The sequence below is a fragment of the Enterobacter cloacae complex sp. IR5450 genome (assembly GCF_049238665.1).
GTDB lineage: Bacteria > Pseudomonadota > Gammaproteobacteria > Enterobacterales > Enterobacteriaceae > Enterobacter > Enterobacter hormaechei_C.
In genome coordinates this window covers 218473-235437 of record NZ_JBMKIC010000001.1, presented here as the reverse complement: position 1 = coordinate 235437, position 16965 = coordinate 218473, and the positions used below count along the sequence as shown (strand labels likewise).

The window sequence follows — 16965 nt, the reverse complement described above, 5'->3', positions numbered from 1 at the left end:
CTCAAGCCAGTCCTCGTGACTGGCTTTTTCTCGTTTGAGAACCACCGGGGAAGTGCGTTACTGTGTCTCATCACAATAATGAAAACAGGAAGGCAGAGGTGGGGCAACGAATTCCCGTTACGCTCGGCAATATTGCGCCGCTGACGTTAAAACCGTTTCATGCAGGCCAGCTTGCGCTGGTCTGTGAAGGGGGCGGGCAGCGCGGTATTTTTACCGCCGGCGTGCTCGACGAATTTATGCGCGCGCAATTCAACCCGTTCGATCTCTATTTCGGCACCTCTGCCGGGGCGCAGAACCTCTCCGCCTATGTCTGCAACCAGCCCGGCTATGCGCGCAAAGTGATTATGCGCTATACCACCTCGAAAGAATTCTTCAATCCGGTACGCTTCGTGCGCGGCGGGAACCTGATCGATCTCGACTGGTTACTGGATGCCACCTCCAGCCAGATGCCGCTGGCCATGGATACCGCGTCACGACTGTTCGATACCGGCAAAGAGTTCTGGATGTGCGCCAGCCGTGGCGATGACTATTCGCCGGGTTACTTTTCGCCGCAGAAAGAGAACTGGCTGGATATCATCCGCGCATCCAGCGCGATCCCGGGATTCTACCGCACCGGCGCGTTGCTGGAGGGGATAAGCTATCTTGACGGTGGTATCAGCGACGCGGTGCCGGTACAGGAGGCGGCGCGGCGCGGGGCAAAAACCATTGTGGTGATCCGCACGGTGCCTTCGCAGATGTATTACACCCCACAGTGGTTTAAGCGGATGGAACGCTGGCTGGGCGACAGCAGCCTGCAACCGCTGGTGAATATCGCGAAGCAGCATGAAACCACCTACGGCGCGATGCAGCGTTTTATTGAAAAACCACCGGGCAAGCTGCGCATCTTTGAAATTTATCCGCCTAAGCCGCTGTTGAGCATGGCGCTGGGCAGTCGGCTGCCTGCGTTGCGTATGGATTACAAAACGGGGCGGCTGTGCGGGCGTTACTTCCTGGCGACCGTCGGTAAAATGCTGGCCGAGCAACCGCCTCTTCATCGGCATAAAAGCATCATTTTGCCGCCTGCCGTTGTGGCCAATGACGCGGTGGCGGTGCCGCTGGTGGACGCGCCGCAGGCCAACGATGGCTTACTCGATAACGAGGATCTGGCGTGACGCACTGCTTTATCGATACCCATTGCCACTTTGATTTCCCGCCGTTTAGCGGGGAGGAAACATCCAGTCTTGCGCGTGCGGCTGAGGCCGGTGTGAGAGCCATTATTGTGCCCGCTATTGAAGCGGCGAGATTCGACAAAGTTCTGGCGCTTGCCCGGGGGCACGATGCGCTGTATGCCGCGTTGGGTCTGCATCCGATCGTTATTGAGCACCATCTTGATGACCATCTCGACAGGCTGGATGCCACGCTGCAAAACGCGGATATGAAGCTGGTTGCCATCGGTGAGATCGGCCTCGATCTCTATCGTGAAGATCCGCAGTTTGAACGCCAGCAGACGATTCTGGACGCGCAGCTCCGGTTGGCAAAGCGCCACGATCTGCCGGTGATCCTCCACTCCAGACGTACCCATGACAAACTGGCGATGCACCTGAAGCGCATCGACGTGCCGCGCAGGGGCGTGGTCCATGGTTTCGCTGGAAGCCTTCAGCAGGCGCAGCGTTTTATCGAGCTGGGCTATAAAATTGGCGTCGGTGGCACCATTACCTATCCGCGTGCCAGCAAAACCCGTGATGTGATGGCACAGCTCCCGCTGACCTCGCTCTTGCTGGAAACGGATGCGCCTGACATGCCGCTGAATGGTTTTCAGGGCCAGCCTAACCGCCCGGAGCAGGCGGCGCGCGTTTTTGATGTGCTGTGTGAGTTGCGTCAGGAGCCTGAAGATGTGATTGCCAGCGCGCTGCTGGAAAATACCCGAGCGGTCTTCGGCATCACGCTATAGATAAAGGGCCGGGCGGATCACCGTGATCTGCTGCCGTTCCAGGGCCCGCGCCAGCGGCTCGATGTCCTCCGGCGTGGCGCTCCGCCATCGCGCCGCCTCCCCGTAAACCCCATGGGCATGAAACGCGTTGATCCGCACCGGAACGTTCCCCAACGTGTGGATAAAAGCGGTCAGCGATGGCAGATGTTGCAGATAATCACACCGATCGGGGATCACCAGCAGGCGCAGCTCCGTCAGGCGATGACGATCGGCCAGCCAGCGGATGCTCTGCTTGATCAGCGTGTTTTCGCGCCCGGTCAGAAAACGGTGATGTTCATTGCCCCAGGCTTTCAGATCCACCATCGCGCCGTCAAACACCGGAAACAGCTTTTGCCAGCCGGTTTCGCTTAACAGGCCGTTGCTGTCCACCAGGCACGTCAGATGGTGCAGGGACGGATCGGCTTTGATCGCGGTGAACAGCGCAACCAAAAACGGCAGCTGCGTGGTGGCCTCACCCCCGCTGACGGTCACGCCCTCAATAAACGGCGCGGACGTGAGCACCCGGGAGAGGATCTCCTCGACGCTATAGCGCTGCGCCATCGGCGTCGCCTGCTTCTGACACAGGTGCAGACAGGTGTCGCACTGCTGACAGTGACTCTCCTGCCACCAGACGCGCCCGGCCTGAATCGTCAGCGCATCATGCGGACAGTGGGGTACACAGTCGCCGCAGTCGTTGCAGCGCCCTATCGTCCACGGGTTGTGGCAGGTTTTGCAGCGCAGGTTACAGCCCTGGAGGAACAACGCCAGGCGGCTGCCCGGCCCGTCCACGCAGGAGAAGGGTATGACCTGACTAACTAAAGCGCATCTGCTGTTCATGGCTTATCACGCGCGGCTGACGTTCCAGAATACGGGTATTGCGCGCGGCCTCCTCGCCGAGCCAGGTGGTGTTGGTGCGCGATCCGGCTTCCCGGTACTTCTCCAGATCCGATAACCGCACCATATAGCCGGTAACGCGCACGAGATCGTTACCCGCAACGTTGGCGGTAAACTCGCGCATCCCCGCCCTGAACGCGCCGAGACAGAGCTGGACCACTGCCTGCGGGTTACGTTTTACCGTTTCATCCAGCGTCAGAATGTCGCTGATCCCGGAAGCGTAGTGCTTGTGGTGCGGCGCAACGGCCAGCAGGTGGCTGATGGGATCCGGCTCGTCGCCGTAGGGCAGGCGCGCGCCCGGCGTGGTGCCCGAGTCAGAGCTGATCCCCGACTGCGCATGAAGCATCGCGCGCTGCTTCCAGCCGTGTTTCACCGGCGTGTTTTCGACAAACGCCGCAAGCTGTTCACTGATGCGGTAGCCCAGCGCATTGGCCTGTTCGTTCTTACCGTAACGTCCCGTAATGCCTGCTTTCTGGCACAGCACGTTCACCGCTTCGGCCAGACCGTACATGCCAAACATCGGCACAAAGCGATCGGCATCAATCAGCCCCTCTTTTACCAGGAAGCTATTCTCAAAGAAGCCGGATTGTTCATATAAAAAATCGCAGCGCGCATTAATGATCGCGATTTGTTGCTGGCAGTAGTGGGGAAGGGTACGGGTGAAAAAGTCTTCCGGTGAGCGGCTGTGTTCCGCAATCGCTTTCAGGTTTAGGCGCACCAGCGTGCTGCCGCCGCCCGCCAGCGGCAGGGAGTTGTAACAGCTCACCACGCCATAGCGACCTTTTGTGAAAATTTTATCATTCACCGGGCCATTAGAAATATGCGGCTTACTACATTCACAAATGTTTTTCGCCACGCTCAGCAGCAGATCGCTGGGGGTTACATCCGGGTCGTAGATAAAGGTCAGGTTCGGCGCAACCTGCTTTAGTTCTGCATCCGCGCGAAGGATGGCTCGGGTGACAGGCGTATCCGCCGGGCCGATATTGGCATGCATAAACGCATCGGGCAGCGTTCTGTCCAGGTAACGCCAGAAACGTTTTATTCGGCTATCGATTTCATCCTGTGTTAAAATTTTAACATAGGGGCTGAGTATTTCATCGAGCTGGCCCAGATAGACCGGCATCGATGTGACGGACGGAACATGGTGATAAAGGATAGTGAGCAGCGAGAGGGCATCATCCAGATCTTTCGCCCCTTCCAGCTCCAGCCATTCTGAGCCGTTAGCCAGAAATTTAGCGTAGTCCGGCAGCACGTAGCGCGGTTTGTAAGGCGCATGGCCTTCGAACATGTCGCAGATGAATCCCTCGTTCAGTGCGGCGCGGGCCGCCTCTGGCAGAGCGGGATAGGGCAGATTGTTCTCCGCTTCCAGCGCCAGAAAATGACGTTTTTGTTCTGGGGTTAACACCGGGCTGGTCACAATGTGCTGGCAACGTTGTTGCAGGGCGTCGGGCATGTTCACTTCCTTGGTTGTTCTGCGGATAGTGAACGAATTGTAGGAAGCCAGCCTGGTGGCGCTTTTGATCAGAAAGGGGATATCGCCGATTTAGTCAGCAATTAACGCACTAAAATTTGAAGCATATCTCATTACAGTAATGCAAATTTGCACACAGTTTTCATTAACTGTGATGAATGTCGAAGTGTGGATGCGGGTGAATGTTAGAATACTCACAGACCCGCAAGGTAAAATTTATACGGCACTGCCGTTGGAGAATGTTATGACCGATTTAACTGCAAGCAGCCTGCGCGCGTTGAAACTGATGGACCTGACCACCCTGAACGATGACGACACCAATGAAAAAGTCATCGCCCTGTGCCATCAGGCGAAAACGCCAGTGGGTAACACCGCCGCCGTTTGTATCTATCCGCGCTTCATCCCGATTGCCCGCAAAACGCTGAAAGAGCAGGGCACGCCGGATGTGCGCATTGCCACCGTAACTAACTTCCCGCACGGCAATGACGATATCGAGATCGCGCTGGCAGAAACCCGCGCGGCGATTGCGTACGGCGCAGACGAAGTTGACGTGGTATTCCCGTACCGCGCGCTGATCGCCGGCAACGAGCAGGTCGGTTTTGACCTGGTGAAAGCCTGTAAAGACGCGTGTGCGGCGGCAAACGTGCTGCTTAAAGTGATCATTGAAACCGGCGAGCTGAAAGAAGAGGCGCTGATTCGTAAGGCGTCTGAAATCTCCATCAAAGCGGGCGCGGATTTCATTAAAACCTCTACCGGTAAAGTGCCGGTCAACGCTACCCCGGAAAGCGCACGCATCATGATGGAAGTCATCCGTGATATGGGCGTGTCCAAAACCGTTGGCTTCAAACCGGCAGGCGGCGTGCGTACCGCAGAAGACGCACAGCAGTTCCTGGCGATTGCCGACGAGCTGTTCGGCGCCGACTGGGCGGACTCCCGCCACTACCGCTTCGGCGCGTCCAGCCTGCTGGCCAGCCTGCTGAAAGCGCTGGGTCACGGCGACGGTAAGAGCGCAAGCAGCTACTAAGTTGAATTGCCGGGTGGTGCTACGCTAACCCGGCCTAAAGGATCGTGGGGCGGGTCAACATACCCGCCGCCATTCACCCGATTCCGCATGGAGGTTACCGTGTTTCTCGCACAAGAAATTATTCGTAAAAAACGTGATGGTCATGCATTAAGCGACGAAGAAATCCGCTTCTTTATCAATGGCATTCGTGATAACACCATCTCTGAAGGGCAGATTGCGGCTCTGGCGATGACCATTTTCTTCCACGATATGTCGATGCCTGAGCGCGTGTCGCTGACCATGGCGATGCGAGATTCAGGAACCGTTCTGGACTGGAAAAGCCTCAACCTCAACGGCCCGATTGTGGACAAACACTCCACCGGCGGCGTGGGCGACGTGACCTCCCTGATGCTTGGCCCGATGGTGGCAGCCTGCGGCGGTTACATCCCGATGATTTCCGGGCGCGGCCTGGGCCACACCGGCGGTACGCTCGACAAACTGGAAGCCATTCCGGGCTTCGATATCTTCCCGGATGACAACCGCTTCCGCGACATTATTAAAGACGTTGGCGTGGCGATTATCGGCCAGACCAGCTCTCTTGCTCCGGCTGACAAGCGTTTCTACGCGACGCGTGACATTACCGCGACTGTAGACTCCATCCCGCTGATCACCGCCTCTATCCTTGCCAAAAAACTGGCGGAAGGTCTGGATGCGCTGGTGATGGATGTGAAAGTGGGCAGCGGCGCGTTTATGCCAACCTATGAACTCTCTGAGGCGCTGGCCGAAGCGATCGTTGGCGTTTCCAACGGCGCGGGCGTGCGCACCACCGCACTGCTGACGGACATGAACCAGGTGCTGGCCTCCAGCGCCGGTAACGCGGTTGAAGTCCGCGAGGCTGTGCAGTTCCTCACAGGCGAATACCGTAACCCGCGCCTGTTCGATGTCACCATGGCGCTGTGCGTTGAGATGTTAATCTCCGGCAAGCTGGCCAAAGACGACGCTGACGCGCGCGCGAAGCTTCAGGCGGTGCTGGACAACGGCAAAGCGGCGGAGATCTTTGGTCGGATGGTGGCGGCGCAGAAAGGCCCGACCGACTTCGTGGAAAACTACGCGAAATACCTGCCCACCGCGATGCTCAGCAAAGCGGTCTATGCGGATAGCGAAGGCTTTGTCTCGGCTATGGATACCCGCGCGCTCGGCATGGCTGTCGTGTCTATGGGCGGCGGTCGTCGTCAGGCATCGGACACCATTGATTACAGCGTCGGCTTTACCGATATGGCCCGTCTGGGCGACAGCGTTGACGGCCAACGCCCGCTGGCGGTGATCCACGCGAAAGATGAAGCCAGCTGGCAGGACGCGGCGAAAGCGGTGAAGGCGGCAATATCTCTTGACGATAAAGCACCGGAAACCACACCGACGGTCTATCGTCGTATCACTGAATAGCGGTATACTGATCTGATCGCATTTTTATGAAGCACTAAGTACGGAGAACAATTATGAAACGTGCATTTATTATGGTGCTGGACTCATTCGGCATCGGCGCAACCGAAGATGCAGAACGATTTGGTGACGTGGGTTCCGATACCCTGGGTCACATCGCGGAAGCCTGTGCAAAAGGCGAAGCGGACAACGGTCGTAAAGGCCCTCTGAACCTGCCAAACCTGACCCGTCTGGGGCTGGTAAAAGCGCATGAAGGCTCTACCGGTAAGATCGCAGCCGGTATGGACGGTAACGCGGAAGTGGTGGGCGCCTACGCGTGGGCGCACGAGCTCTCTTCCGGTAAAGATACTCCGTCCGGCCACTGGGAAATCGCCGGCGTGCCGGTGCTGTTCGACTGGGGTTACTTCTCCGATCACGAGAACAGCTTTCCGCAAGAGCTGCTTGATAAGCTGGTGAAGCGCGCCAACCTGCCGGGCTACCTCGGTAACTGCCACTCTTCCGGTACCGTGATTCTGGACCAGCTCGGCGAAGAGCACATGAAAACCGGCAAGCCGATTTTCTATACCTCTGCTGACTCCGTGTTCCAGATCGCCTGCCATGAAGAGACGTTTGGCCTGGATAAACTGTACGAGTTGTGCGAAATCGCCCGTGAAGAGCTGACCGAAGGCGGCTACAACATTGGCCGCGTTATCGCGCGTCCGTTTATCGGCGACAAAGCGGGTAACTTCCAGCGTACCGGCAACCGTCACGATCTGGCCGTGGAGCCACCGGCGCCGACCGTGCTGCAAAAACTCGTCGACGAGAAAGACGGTCACGTGGTTTCCGTGGGTAAAATCGCGGACATTTACGCCAACTGCGGCATTACCAAAAAGGTCAAAGCGACCGGTCTGGATGCGCTGTTCGACGCTACCATCAAAGAGATGAAAGAAGCGGGCGATAAGACCATTGTCTTCACCAACTTCGTGGACTTCGACTCCTCCTGGGGCCACCGTCGCGACGTCGCCGGTTATGCTGCGGGTCTGGAGCTGTTTGACCGCCGTCTGCCAGAGCTGATGGAGCTGGTGGGGGAAGATGACATTCTGATCCTGACCGCTGACCATGGCTGTGACCCGACCTGGACCGGTACCGACCACACCCGTGAGCACATTCCGGTGCTGGTGTACGGCCCGAAAGTCAAACCGGGCTCGCTGGGTCACCGTGAAACCTTCGCGGACATCGGCCAGACGATTGCGAAATACTTTGGTACGTCTGACATGGAATATGGCAAGGCTATGTTCTAAACGGATTAGGTGAGGCCTGATGCCCTCACCCCGACCCTCTCCCACAGGGAGAGGGAAAACAGAATGTAGGCCGGGTAAGGCGCAGCCTCCACCCGGCAAAAACAACAATGTAAAAGGAACTGAAGATGGCAACTCCTCACATTAATGCAGAAATGGATGATTTCGCTGACGTCGTATTGATGCCGGGCGACCCGCTGCGCGCGAAGCACATTGCAGAAACCTTCCTCGAAGACGTGCGTGAAGTGAACAACGTGCGCGGCATGCTGGGCTTCACCGGTACCTATAAAGGCCGCAAAATCTCCGTGATGGGTCACGGCATGGGTATCCCATCCTGCTCCATCTACACCAAAGAGCTGATCACCGATTTCGGTGTGAAGAAAATCATCCGTGTCGGCTCCTGCGGCGCGGTTCGCATGGACGTTAAGCTGCGTGACGTGGTGATCGGCATGGGCGCGTGCACCGACTCTAAAGTCAACCGCATTCGCTTTAAAGATCATGACTTTGCGGCCATTGCTGACTTTGACATGGTGCGTAACGCGGTTGACGCGGCAAAAGCGCTGGGCGTAGACGCGCGCGTGGGCAACCTGTTCTCTGCCGATCTGTTCTACTCGCCAGAAGGCGACATGTTCGACGTGATGGAAAAATACGGCATTCTGGGTGTGGAAATGGAAGCGGCCGGTATCTACGGCGTGGCGGCTGAATTCGGTGCGAAAGCGCTGACTATTTGCACCGTGTCTGACCATATCCGTACTCACGAGCAGACTACCGCTGCCGAGCGTCAGACCACCTTCAACGACATGATCAAAATCGCGCTGGAATCCGTTCTGCTGGGCGATAAAGAGTAATTTCGTTTTCTTCAGGGGGGCAGGTTTGCCCCCTATGGTGCTTACTTCGTCAACACTTCCCACATCAAATTGCTTTCCAGCGTCACCGTATCACCTACGTAATTAAACTGGCGGTCACTCAGCACCGGGGTGAGGGTGAGCAGGCACTCATCGGCGGACCATGAGGCAGGCGTAAAAAGCGTAGCCATTAGCGAAAAAGTCATCAGTAAATGTTTACCCAGGTGTTTCATTTACAGACTCCTTTAGCAGTTTCATAAAACGATTCTTTGTCCTGAGTCTCACTCAGGGATTAATCGATGCGGCAGATGCGCTGCATATTATCGTCAACGGCATAAAGTGCCGAGCTATTGGACATATCAGTGACAAAAACGCGCCCGCTGTCCACCGCGCTGACCAGGTAGTTGTTTTTCTCATCCACGATACTGGTCCCTTTTGACAGTCACGAGCCGTCTGCACGTTTCACTTCGAGCATTACGCGACGGGTATTCAGTACTTTGAAATCCAGCTCCCTGAAGGCTGTATGGGCGACAGAAATGTTCTTGATGCCGTTGGGCAGATCCTGACTCAGGTTAAAGCCGATCCACATATGTTTATCGGTGTTTTTCGGCGGGATAGCCTCAAGGGTCACGCGTTTAACGTCACGCCTGTATCGTCAGGAAGATCGACAATGATGGTATAGATCAGGGCCGGGAAGGTGTCGGTATTTTTTACGTTCATGGTGCCGCTGTGAGTCGACTCTTCAATAACCAGCAGCGTGGTTTCTGGCACCATTCCGGCGGCATACGCCTGAGCAAAGAGAGTAGAGAATAATAACGGTGCGGCAATGGCGCACTGAGCGATCGTGGTTTCAACTGACATCAAGATTAATCCTTTAACCTGACAAAATACCTCCTCTGTTAAGAGGAGGCATAGTTCACACTTTATCGGGTTGATAATCAGAGATATTTAACGGTAATCGTGGCCTGACCATCCAGGTTGGTATCATCGGTAATCGCGAGGGCCGCGGTATTCTGAATCGCCAGGGAGGTTTTCAGCGGAAATACTGCGGTCGTGAAAGGCAGCGGCGCAGTGGTGCCGGAAGCGGCCACGGTCATCATTTCCATGTTGGCGTTTTTGATGATACCGGTAGCGGTTTTCTGCCAGGACGGGCTGTCCACGGTACCGGAGATAACGTCTGATTTCACGCCGTCGGCGGTGACGTTCGCCACATCAGCAAAGATGGAGTAAGCGCCAATTTTCACGCCGCCCGCGGTTTTGCCCACGCCGTAGGACTGGGTGGTGTCGGAAACGTTGCCGCCCGCCGCGTCTGCGGTGTTAATGGTGATCACAGAAGCACCCGGATGGGTGTCTGCGCGGTCATCGCTGATGGTCCAGCCAGCTTTAGTGGCTACCGGGCAGGTGATGGTCAGGGAGATATCTTTCTGACCCAACTGGTTAACGCTGGTCGCGGAGAGATCCGCCAGGTGGATAAGACCATAATCCACCTCGCCGCCGCAGCTTAACTGCGGGGTGCAGGCGGCAACGGAGAGTAAACCGGTCACTTTCAGTACGGCGGTAGAGGCGGCGTTAGCGGCAGTCGCGGAGAGGGCCAGCGCAACGGCAGTGGCAACTAAAATCTTTTTCATTGTTGTTCCTTAACAAATGCAGGCCATCACGCTCAGTTCACAAGCGAAATGAGCCAGTTACAGATAATGCAAAGTGATGGTGGCCTGGCCGTCGATCGGGGTATCGTCGGTAATTGCCAGGGTGTCAGTTTTCTGCACCGCCAGCGCAACGCGCAGCGGGAATACGGCATTCATAAAGGGAACCAACGTCCGATCACTGCTATTTAGTGCGCTATACTGGATAGAACCGTCACTATGAGTGACGAGCTGCGAACCCGTATTCGCAAGTAACCACATTGGATCATCTGCTATCGCAGAATAACCTAATGCTTTGACGTTTCCATCTACGGTTACATTCGAATTCATACCCACGGAGTAAGCGCCGATATTGACGCCGCCAGCCGTTTTACCTACGCCGTACTGGTTAGTTGAACTCCATGCCTGATCGCCCGCGAAAGTGGCGTTATCGATGGTCATTTTCTTCATTGAATCTGCGTGATCATCGGTAATGGACCACGCTACTTTCGTTGCGGCAGAGCAGTTGATAGTCAGAGAAATATCTTTATAACCCAGCTGGTTATCTGCCGTTGCGGAGAGCGAGCTGATATATTTAGTGCCGAAATCAACGACAGCGCCATCGCTCAGCGTTGGGGTACAGGCGTTGTTGGTTAATACGCCTTTTAATTTTAATACCGCAGTAGAGTCGGCATGTGCAGTCGCAGAGAGGGTCATTGCAACAGCGGTTGCAATAATGATTTTTTTCATCGTTAATCCTTAACGTTCGAAACAGACGTGTGGAGAAGAAATAGAAAACTATTTCTTGCTGTCTATTATTCTAGAGGAAAAGTTAACTTTACATTAAGGAGTGTTAATTTTTGAATGTAATTCCCCTTAATATATAAGCTATAAATATATATTTTGTGTATGTTCCCTGTTTATTTATATACGTGTGTTAATTTTCAGGAATAAGGGAAGCGTATTCACTTCCCTTATTTGTTTTTATTAACGCACCGCGCCAGCGATCCATTGGGAGAGATCCCGTAGCTCCCGCTCGTGGTCCGGGAAATCCACCCACAGCGCTTCGCACGCCTGTTGCAGACTGTCTGCATGGTACAGACAGCCCTGTAAACGTGCGGCCAGCGCCTCCAGCGGTGCAGGATTGAGACTATCCGTAAAGACCTGCGTGCGGGTAATATGGCCCATCTCCACGTCAAAGTGCAGTTCCACGCCGCCCCAGGTAAACCGTTCGTCCAGCAGGTGTGAAAAGGCCGGTGCCTGGCCGAAGTTCCACTCCCAGCTGCTCTGGCGCGCAAAGGTTTCCGCGAAGTTGGGCAGGTCCGGTGTTTTGTCAGGGGAGATCACTTCAGCTTCTACCCGCTCACCGTAATGTTCGAAGAAGGCTTCACGGATCGCATCGCAAATCTGCTCATGAGTAATCCCGGGCAGCAGTTCCACCAGATTCGCCACGCGCCCGCGCACGGAGGTAATACCCTTAGCCTGTAACTTTTTCTTATCTGGATTAAGGTAGTTAGCCAGACGGCTCAGATCGGCATTCAGCAATAATGTGCCGTGGTGGAATCCCCGATCCATCGTTTCGCGATAGGCAGAGCCGGATACCTTGCGGTCGCCATCGGGCGTTTTGACCACCAGATCGTTACGTCCCGAGGCTTCAGCCGTCACGCCGAGCGAATTGAGCGCATTAAGCACAATGGAGGTCGAGATGGTTTTGTCGTATTCCGGCTTGCCCGCCATAAAGGTAAAGCAGGTATTGCCCAGATCGTGGAATACCGCACCGCCGCCGCTGCTGCGGCGCGCCAGGCGGACGTTGTCCTCTTCCATACGGCGGGTGTTACACTCTTTCCACGGATTTTGCGCGCGGCCAATAACGACCGTATCAGCGTTGCGCCAGAGAAACAGGACGCGCTGGGTGGCAGGCATCTGGCGGAAGATGCACTCTTCTACCGCCAGGTTAAACCAGGGATCGTAAGAGTCAGAGATTAGCAGGCGTAACGTCGACATGGCAGAGTTCCTTTTCCGAATCATCCGCCTACTTTATCACTATTCTTTCTTCTCGCTCTCTTCCTCTTCGGGAACCGACTTGCTGGCGGTTAACAGGAACGGCGACTGCTGCCAGCGGGTGCGCTTGCCCTGGAGCAACGTACGTGCCAGTACCACGCCAATCGCCAGTGAGAGCAGCAGCATCAGGCGCAAAATATTGGTGGTGTTATCTACCTGTTTGGCTTCGGTTGGCAGGGTGTGGGTGTCGAGTGTCAGACGTAAATAGCCGAGCGGACCATTTTTGCCCTGAATGGGTTCGACGATTTGTTGGTTGAAATAACCACCGGCTTTTTTGCCATCCAGCGCCAGCCTGTCGCGCACGTCGACATGCTCACCCGCGCGGGCAATCAGGTCGCCCTGTTCATCGTACACGCCCGCATCCAGAATGCGGCTGTTTTCCGTAAGCTGGCGCAATACCAGGGCTATTCGCTTATCATCCGGCGTTTCGGTGCGCATAGACGGCGCAACGTTGAGCGTCACCTGGCGCGCCAGCGTCCGGGCCAGCTCCTCAAACTGCGGGTTACGCTGTCGTTGGTGATTCTGGCTAAACCAGGATGCCCCCTGCATCAGCGCCACTAATAGTGCGAGACAGATCAGGACAATCACGGCGCGATGAAGCCGGAATTTCAGTTTTGCGCGAGCCATATTCCACCTGCTTAAAATTTACGGCTTAATGTTGCCAGAAGTGATGGTTACAGGGTAGCCTCATGCGTTATTTTCCCTCTGGAACCTTCCGGCGCGAACGAAATTACAGGAGCTTCAATGCCGAACATTACCTGGTGCGACCTGCCAACGGATGTCTCTTTATGGCCAGGATTGCCGCTCTCTTTAAGTGGCGATGAGGTGATGCCTCTCGATTACCACGCTGGCCGTAGCGGCTGGCTGCTGTACGGACGCGGCCTGGATAAGCAACGCCTCACCCAGTATCAAACCAAACTGGGCGCAGCGATGGTCATCGTTGCGGCCTGGTGTGTGGAAGATTATCAGGTCATTCGCCTGGCGGGTTCCCTGACGCAGCGCGCCACGCGTCTGGCGCACGACGCCGGGCTGGACGTTGCTCCCCTCGGCAAAATTCCGCACCTGAAAACGCCCGGCCTGCTGGTAATGGACATGGACTCCACCGCCATTCAGATCGAGTGTATTGACGAGATTGCTAAACTGGCGGGCAGCGGAGAGCTGGTGGCGGAAGTCACCGAGCGCGCGATGCGCGGCGAGCTGGATTTCACCGCCAGCCTGAGACAGCGCGTGGCGACCCTGAAGGGGGCCGATGCTAACATTTTGCGTCAGGTGCGCGATGAACTGCCCCTGATGCCTGGGCTTACGCAGCTGGTACTCAAGCTGGAGACGCTCGGCTGGAAAGTGGCGATTGCCTCCGGCGGGTTCACCTTCTTTGCCGACTACCTGCGTGACAAGCTGCGTCTGACCACCGTGGTGGCAAACGAGCTGGAGATCATGGACGGCAAACTCACCGGACAGGTCATCGGCGACATCGTGGATGCGCAGTACAAAGCCAATACGCTGACGCGTCTGGCAGAGAAATATGCCATTCCGGTCGAGCAGACCGTCGCCATCGGCGATGGCGCGAACGATCTGCCGATGATCAAAGTTGCCGGGCTGGGTATTGCCTACCATGCCAAACCGAAAGTGAATGAAAAGACGGAAGTCACTATCCGTCATGCTGATCTGATGGGGGTGTTCTGTATTCTCTCCGGCAGCATTAATCAAAAATAACGAGGTAAACCGTGGCGAAAGCTCCAAAACGCGCATTTGTCTGTAATGAATGTGGTGCGGATTATCCGCGCTGGCAGGGGCAATGCAGCGCCTGTCATGCCTGGAACACCATCACCGAAGTGCGTGGTGTGGCGGCTTCGCCGAGCGTGGCCCGCAATGAACGGCTGAGCGGCTATGCGGGCAATGCAGGCGTGTCGAAGGTACAAAAACTTTCGGATATCAGTCTTGAGGCGCTGCCGCGCTTCTCAACCGGATTCAAAGAATTTGACCGCGTGCTCGGCGGTGGCGTAGTGCCGGGCAGCGCTATACTCATCGGCGGTAACCCGGGCGCGGGTAAATCGACCCTGCTGCTGCAAACGCTCTGCAAGCTCGCCGAACAGATGAAAACCCTGTACGTCACGGGGGAAGAATCACTCCAGCAGGTGGCGATGCGCGCGCACCGCCTCGGCCTGCCGACCGGCAATCTGAATATGCTGTCGGAAACCAGCATCGAGCAGATCTGCATGATCGCCGAAGAAGAGCAGCCGAAGCTGATGGTGATCGACTCCATTCAGGTGATGCATATGGCTGACATTCAGTCGTCACCGGGAAGCGTGGCGCAGGTGCGTGAAACCGCGGCCTACCTGACGCGCTTTGCCAAAACGCGCGGCGTGGCGATTGTGATGGTTGGTCATGTGACCAAAGACGGCTCGCTGGCGGGACCGAAAGTGCTTGAACACTGTATCGACTGCTCGGTAATGCTCGATGGCGATGCGGATTCCCGTTTTCGTACCCTGCGCAGCCATAAAAACCGCTTCGGCGCGGTGAATGAACTTGGCGTGTTTGCCATGACCGAGCAGGGGCTTCGCGAAGTCAGCAACCCGTCGGCCATCTTCCTGAGCCGTGGCGACGAGATCACGTCCGGGAGTTCGGTGATGGTGCTGTGGGAAGGAACGCGTCCGCTGCTGGTTGAAATTCAGGCGCTGGTGGATCACTCAATGATGGGCAACCCGCGGCGCGTGGCGGTCGGTCTGGAACAGAACCGTCTGGCGATCCTGCTGGCGGTGCTGCACCGTCACGGCGGTCTGCAAATGGCGGATCAGGATGTGTTCGTCAATGTGGTTGGTGGGGTGAAGGTTACGGAAACCAGCGCGGACCTGGCGCTGCTGTTGGCAATGGTCTCCAGCCTGCGCGACAGACCGTTGCCGCAGGATCTGGTGGTATTTGGTGAGGTAGGGCTGGCCGGCGAGATCCGCCCGGTGCCGAGCGGTCAGGAGCGTATCTCCGAAGCGGCAAAACATGGCTTCCGCCGCGCGATTGTTCCGGCCGCCAACGTGCCGAAAAAAATTCCGGAAGGGATGCAGGTTTTTGGCGTTAAAAAACTCGCAGATGCGTTAAATGTCTTTGACGACTTATAATTACGTATTCGATTTTGCAGGAGGCACCGTAATTTATGTCATCATTTGACTACATCAAGACCGCTATCCGCCAGAAGGGCTGCACGTTGCAGCAGGTGGCGGACGCCAGCGGCATGACCAAGGGCTACCTGAGCCAACTGCTGAACGCCAAAATCAAAAGCCCCAGCGCGCAGAAGCTGGAAGCGCTGCACCGTTTTCTGGGGCTTGAATTTCCGCGGATGCAAAAGAACATTGGCGTGGTGTTCGGTAAGTTCTACCCGCTGCATACCGGGCATATCTATCTGATCCAGCGCGCCTGTAGCCAGGTCGACGAGCTGCATATCATCATGGGTTATGATGAAACCCGCGATCGCCAGCTGTTTGAAGACAGCGCCATGTCGCAGCAGCCCACCGTGCCGGACCGCCTGCGCTGGCTGCTTCAGACCTTTAAATATCAGAAAAATATTCGTATTCATGCCTTTAACGAAGAGGGCATGGAGCCGTATCCGCACGGCTGGGACGTGTGGAGCAACGGCATCAAAGCGTTTATGGAAGAGAAGGGCATTGCGCCTAACTGGATCTACACCTCTGAAGAGTCCGACGCGCCGCAGTTCCGCGAGCATCTGGGCATCGAGACGGTGCTGATCGATCCTAAACGCACCTTCATGAACATCAGCGGGGCGCAGATTCGCGAGAACCCGTTCCGTTACTGGGACTACATCCCGACCGAGGTGAAGCCGTTCTTCGTGCGTACGGTGGCGATCCTCGGCGGCGAGTCGAGCGGGAAATCGACGCTGGTCAATAAGCTGGCGAACATCTTCAACACCACCAGCGCGTGGGAGTATGGCCGCGATTATGTCTTTTCACACCTTGGCGGCGACGAGATGGCGTTGCAGTATTCCGACTACGATAAAATCGCGCTCGGTCATGCCCAGTACATTGATTTCGCGGTGAAATACGCCAATAAAGTCGCCTTTATTGATACCGATTTCGTCACCACGCAGGCGTTCTGCAAAAAGTACGAGGGGCGCGAGCACCCGTTTGTGCAGGCGCTGATTGACGAATACCGCTTTGACCTGGTGATCCTGCTGGAAAACAACACCCCATGGGTGGCCGACGGCATGCGCAGCCTGGGCAGCTCCGTGGACAGGCGTGAGTTCCAGACCATGCTGGTAGAGATGCTTAACGAGAACAACGTTGAGTTTGTCCATGTGGAAGAGTCGGACTACGACACCCGTTTCCTGCGCTGCGTCGAGCTGGTGAAGGAGATGATGGGGGAGCAGGGGTAAAAGATTTACCCCTCACCCTAACCCTC

At 56.2% G+C, this 16965-nt stretch carries 16 protein-coding genes and 2 pseudogenes; 9 read left to right on the top strand and 9 right to left on the bottom strand.

Going from position 1 to position 16965, the window contains the following annotated elements; genetic code table 11:
- Positions 1–98: 98 nt before the first annotated feature.
- A complete protein-coding gene (locus tag ACOTYB_RS01045) occupies positions 99–1151 on the top strand; it encodes a patatin-like phospholipase family protein (RefSeq protein ID WP_220153548.1) in 1053 nt (350 codons plus the stop codon).
- Positions 1148–1930, top strand: a complete 783-nt coding sequence (locus ACOTYB_RS01040) for a TatD family hydrolase (RefSeq protein WP_104468785.1) — start codon at positions 1148–1150, stop codon at positions 1928–1930. The genes ACOTYB_RS01045 and ACOTYB_RS01040 overlap by 4 nt, the downstream gene beginning before the upstream one ends.
- Here the strand turns inward: ACOTYB_RS01040 and ACOTYB_RS01035 are convergent.
- Positions 1925–2785, bottom strand: a complete 861-nt coding sequence (locus ACOTYB_RS01035) for a YjjW family glycine radical enzyme activase (protein ID WP_219989829.1) — start codon at positions 2783–2785, stop codon at positions 1925–1927. The two genes, ACOTYB_RS01040 and ACOTYB_RS01035, sit on opposite strands and share 6 nt — an antisense overlap.
- A complete protein-coding gene (locus tag ACOTYB_RS01030) occupies positions 2760–4295 on the bottom strand; it encodes a YjjI family glycine radical enzyme (protein WP_100154513.1) in 1536 nt (511 codons plus the stop codon). Before ACOTYB_RS01030 ends, ACOTYB_RS01035 begins: the two co-directional genes overlap by 26 nt.
- A 262-nt stretch (positions 4296–4557) precedes the next feature.
- Here ACOTYB_RS01030 and deoC point away from each other — a divergent pair, with 262 nt between their 5' ends.
- From deoC to deoD, 4 genes are all read left to right on the top strand, one after another.
- Positions 4558–5337: a deoxyribose-phosphate aldolase gene (gene deoC / locus ACOTYB_RS01025; protein WP_003856543.1), complete on the top strand. Its 780-nt coding sequence runs from the start codon at positions 4558–4560 to the stop codon at positions 5335–5337.
- A 99-nt stretch (positions 5338–5436) separates the two neighbouring features.
- Positions 5437–6759: a thymidine phosphorylase gene (gene deoA, locus ACOTYB_RS01020; protein ID WP_003856542.1), complete on the top strand. Its 1323-nt coding sequence runs from the start codon at positions 5437–5439 to the stop codon at positions 6757–6759.
- Positions 6760–6812: 53 nt separating this feature from the next.
- The gene (gene deoB, locus ACOTYB_RS01015) at positions 6813–8036 is read left to right on the top strand and encodes a phosphopentomutase (protein WP_003856540.1); all 1224 of its coding nucleotides are present in this window, start codon (positions 6813–6815) and stop codon (positions 8034–8036) included.
- A 125-nt stretch (positions 8037–8161) separates the two neighbouring features.
- A complete protein-coding gene (deoD, locus tag ACOTYB_RS01010) occupies positions 8162–8881 on the top strand; it encodes a purine-nucleoside phosphorylase (RefSeq protein ID WP_220153549.1) in 720 nt (239 codons plus the stop codon).
- Positions 8882–8922: 41 nt separating this feature from the next.
- Here deoD and ACOTYB_RS01005 read toward each other — a convergent pair.
- The 7 genes and pseudogenes from ACOTYB_RS01005 to ACOTYB_RS00975 form a co-directional block, all read right to left on the bottom strand.
- A pseudogene (locus ACOTYB_RS01005) lies at positions 8923–9021 on the bottom strand (hypothetical protein); the annotation flags it as partial.
- Between the two features lie 86 nt (positions 9022–9107).
- Positions 9108–9446: pseudogene (locus ACOTYB_RS01000) on the bottom strand (FimD/PapC C-terminal domain-containing protein); the annotation flags it as partial.
- A 59-nt stretch (positions 9447–9505) separates the two neighbouring features.
- Positions 9506–9739: a hypothetical protein gene (locus ACOTYB_RS00995; protein WP_220153550.1), complete on the bottom strand. Its 234-nt coding sequence runs from the start codon at positions 9737–9739 to the stop codon at positions 9506–9508.
- Between the two features lie 77 nt (positions 9740–9816).
- Complete coding sequence (locus tag ACOTYB_RS00990; RefSeq protein ID WP_220153551.1) at positions 9817–10506, bottom strand: DUF1120 domain-containing protein; 690 nt, start codon at positions 10504–10506, stop codon at positions 9817–9819.
- Positions 10507–10563: 57 nt separating this feature from the next.
- Positions 10564–11250, bottom strand: a complete 687-nt coding sequence (locus ACOTYB_RS00985; protein WP_022650372.1) for a DUF1120 domain-containing protein — start codon at positions 11248–11250, stop codon at positions 10564–10566.
- Between the two features lie 237 nt (positions 11251–11487).
- On the bottom strand, positions 11488–12504 hold the full coding sequence (gene lplA / locus ACOTYB_RS00980) for a lipoate--protein ligase LplA (protein WP_003856527.1): 1017 nt from the start codon (positions 12502–12504) through the stop codon (positions 11488–11490).
- A gap of 39 nt (positions 12505–12543) precedes the next feature.
- Positions 12544–13188 (bottom strand): YtjB family periplasmic protein, encoded by a 645-nt coding sequence (locus tag ACOTYB_RS00975; protein ID WP_003856526.1) that lies wholly within the window; start codon positions 13186–13188, stop codon positions 12544–12546.
- A gap of 117 nt (positions 13189–13305) precedes the next feature.
- Between ACOTYB_RS00975 and serB the strand changes: the two genes are divergently transcribed.
- Genes serB through nadR form a run of 3 tightly spaced genes read left to right on the top strand, consistent with a single transcriptional unit; the run spans position 13306 to position 16939 of the window.
- Positions 13306–14274, top strand: a complete 969-nt coding sequence (gene serB, locus ACOTYB_RS00970) for a phosphoserine phosphatase (protein WP_003856524.1) — start codon at positions 13306–13308, stop codon at positions 14272–14274.
- A gap of 11 nt (positions 14275–14285) precedes the next feature.
- Positions 14286–15671, top strand: a complete 1386-nt coding sequence (gene radA / locus ACOTYB_RS00965; RefSeq protein ID WP_003856523.1) for a DNA repair protein RadA — start codon at positions 14286–14288, stop codon at positions 15669–15671.
- Between the two features lie 35 nt (positions 15672–15706).
- Complete coding sequence (gene nadR / locus ACOTYB_RS00960; RefSeq protein WP_003856522.1) at positions 15707–16939, top strand: multifunctional transcriptional regulator/nicotinamide-nucleotide adenylyltransferase/ribosylnicotinamide kinase NadR; 1233 nt, start codon at positions 15707–15709, stop codon at positions 16937–16939.
- Positions 16940–16965 lie beyond the last annotated feature (26 nt).

Bases quoted from the DNA above. Each gene is read 5' to 3' on its own strand.
- ACOTYB_RS01035 (WP_219989829.1), bottom strand. From the start codon at position 2,785: ATGAACAGCAGATGCGCTTTAGTTAGTCAGGTCATACCCTTCTCCTGC.
- ACOTYB_RS01030 (WP_100154513.1), bottom strand. From the start codon at position 4,295: ATGCCCGACGCCCTGCAACAACGTTGCCAGCACATTGTGACCAGCCCG.
- deoC (WP_003856543.1), top strand. From the start codon at position 4,558: ATGACCGATTTAACTGCAAGCAGCCTGCGCGCGTTGAAACTGATGGAC.
- deoB (WP_003856540.1), top strand. From the start codon at position 6,813: ATGAAACGTGCATTTATTATGGTGCTGGACTCATTCGGCATCGGCGCA.
- deoD (WP_220153549.1), top strand. From the start codon at position 8,162: ATGGCAACTCCTCACATTAATGCAGAAATGGATGATTTCGCTGACGTC.
- ACOTYB_RS00995 (WP_220153550.1), bottom strand. From the start codon at position 9,739: ATGTCAGTTGAAACCACGATCGCTCAGTGCGCCATTGCCGCACCGTTA.
- ACOTYB_RS00990 (WP_220153551.1), bottom strand. From the start codon at position 10,506: ATGAAAAAGATTTTAGTTGCCACTGCCGTTGCGCTGGCCCTCTCCGCG.
- ACOTYB_RS00985 (WP_022650372.1), bottom strand. From the start codon at position 11,250: ATGAAAAAAATCATTATTGCAACCGCTGTTGCAATGACCCTCTCTGCG.
- lplA (WP_003856527.1), bottom strand. From the start codon at position 12,504: ATGTCGACGTTACGCCTGCTAATCTCTGACTCTTACGATCCCTGGTTT.
- ACOTYB_RS00975 (WP_003856526.1), bottom strand. From the start codon at position 13,188: ATGGCTCGCGCAAAACTGAAATTCCGGCTTCATCGCGCCGTGATTGTC.
- serB (WP_003856524.1), top strand. From the start codon at position 13,306: ATGCCGAACATTACCTGGTGCGACCTGCCAACGGATGTCTCTTTATGG.
- nadR (WP_003856522.1), top strand. From the start codon at position 15,707: ATGTCATCATTTGACTACATCAAGACCGCTATCCGCCAGAAGGGCTGC.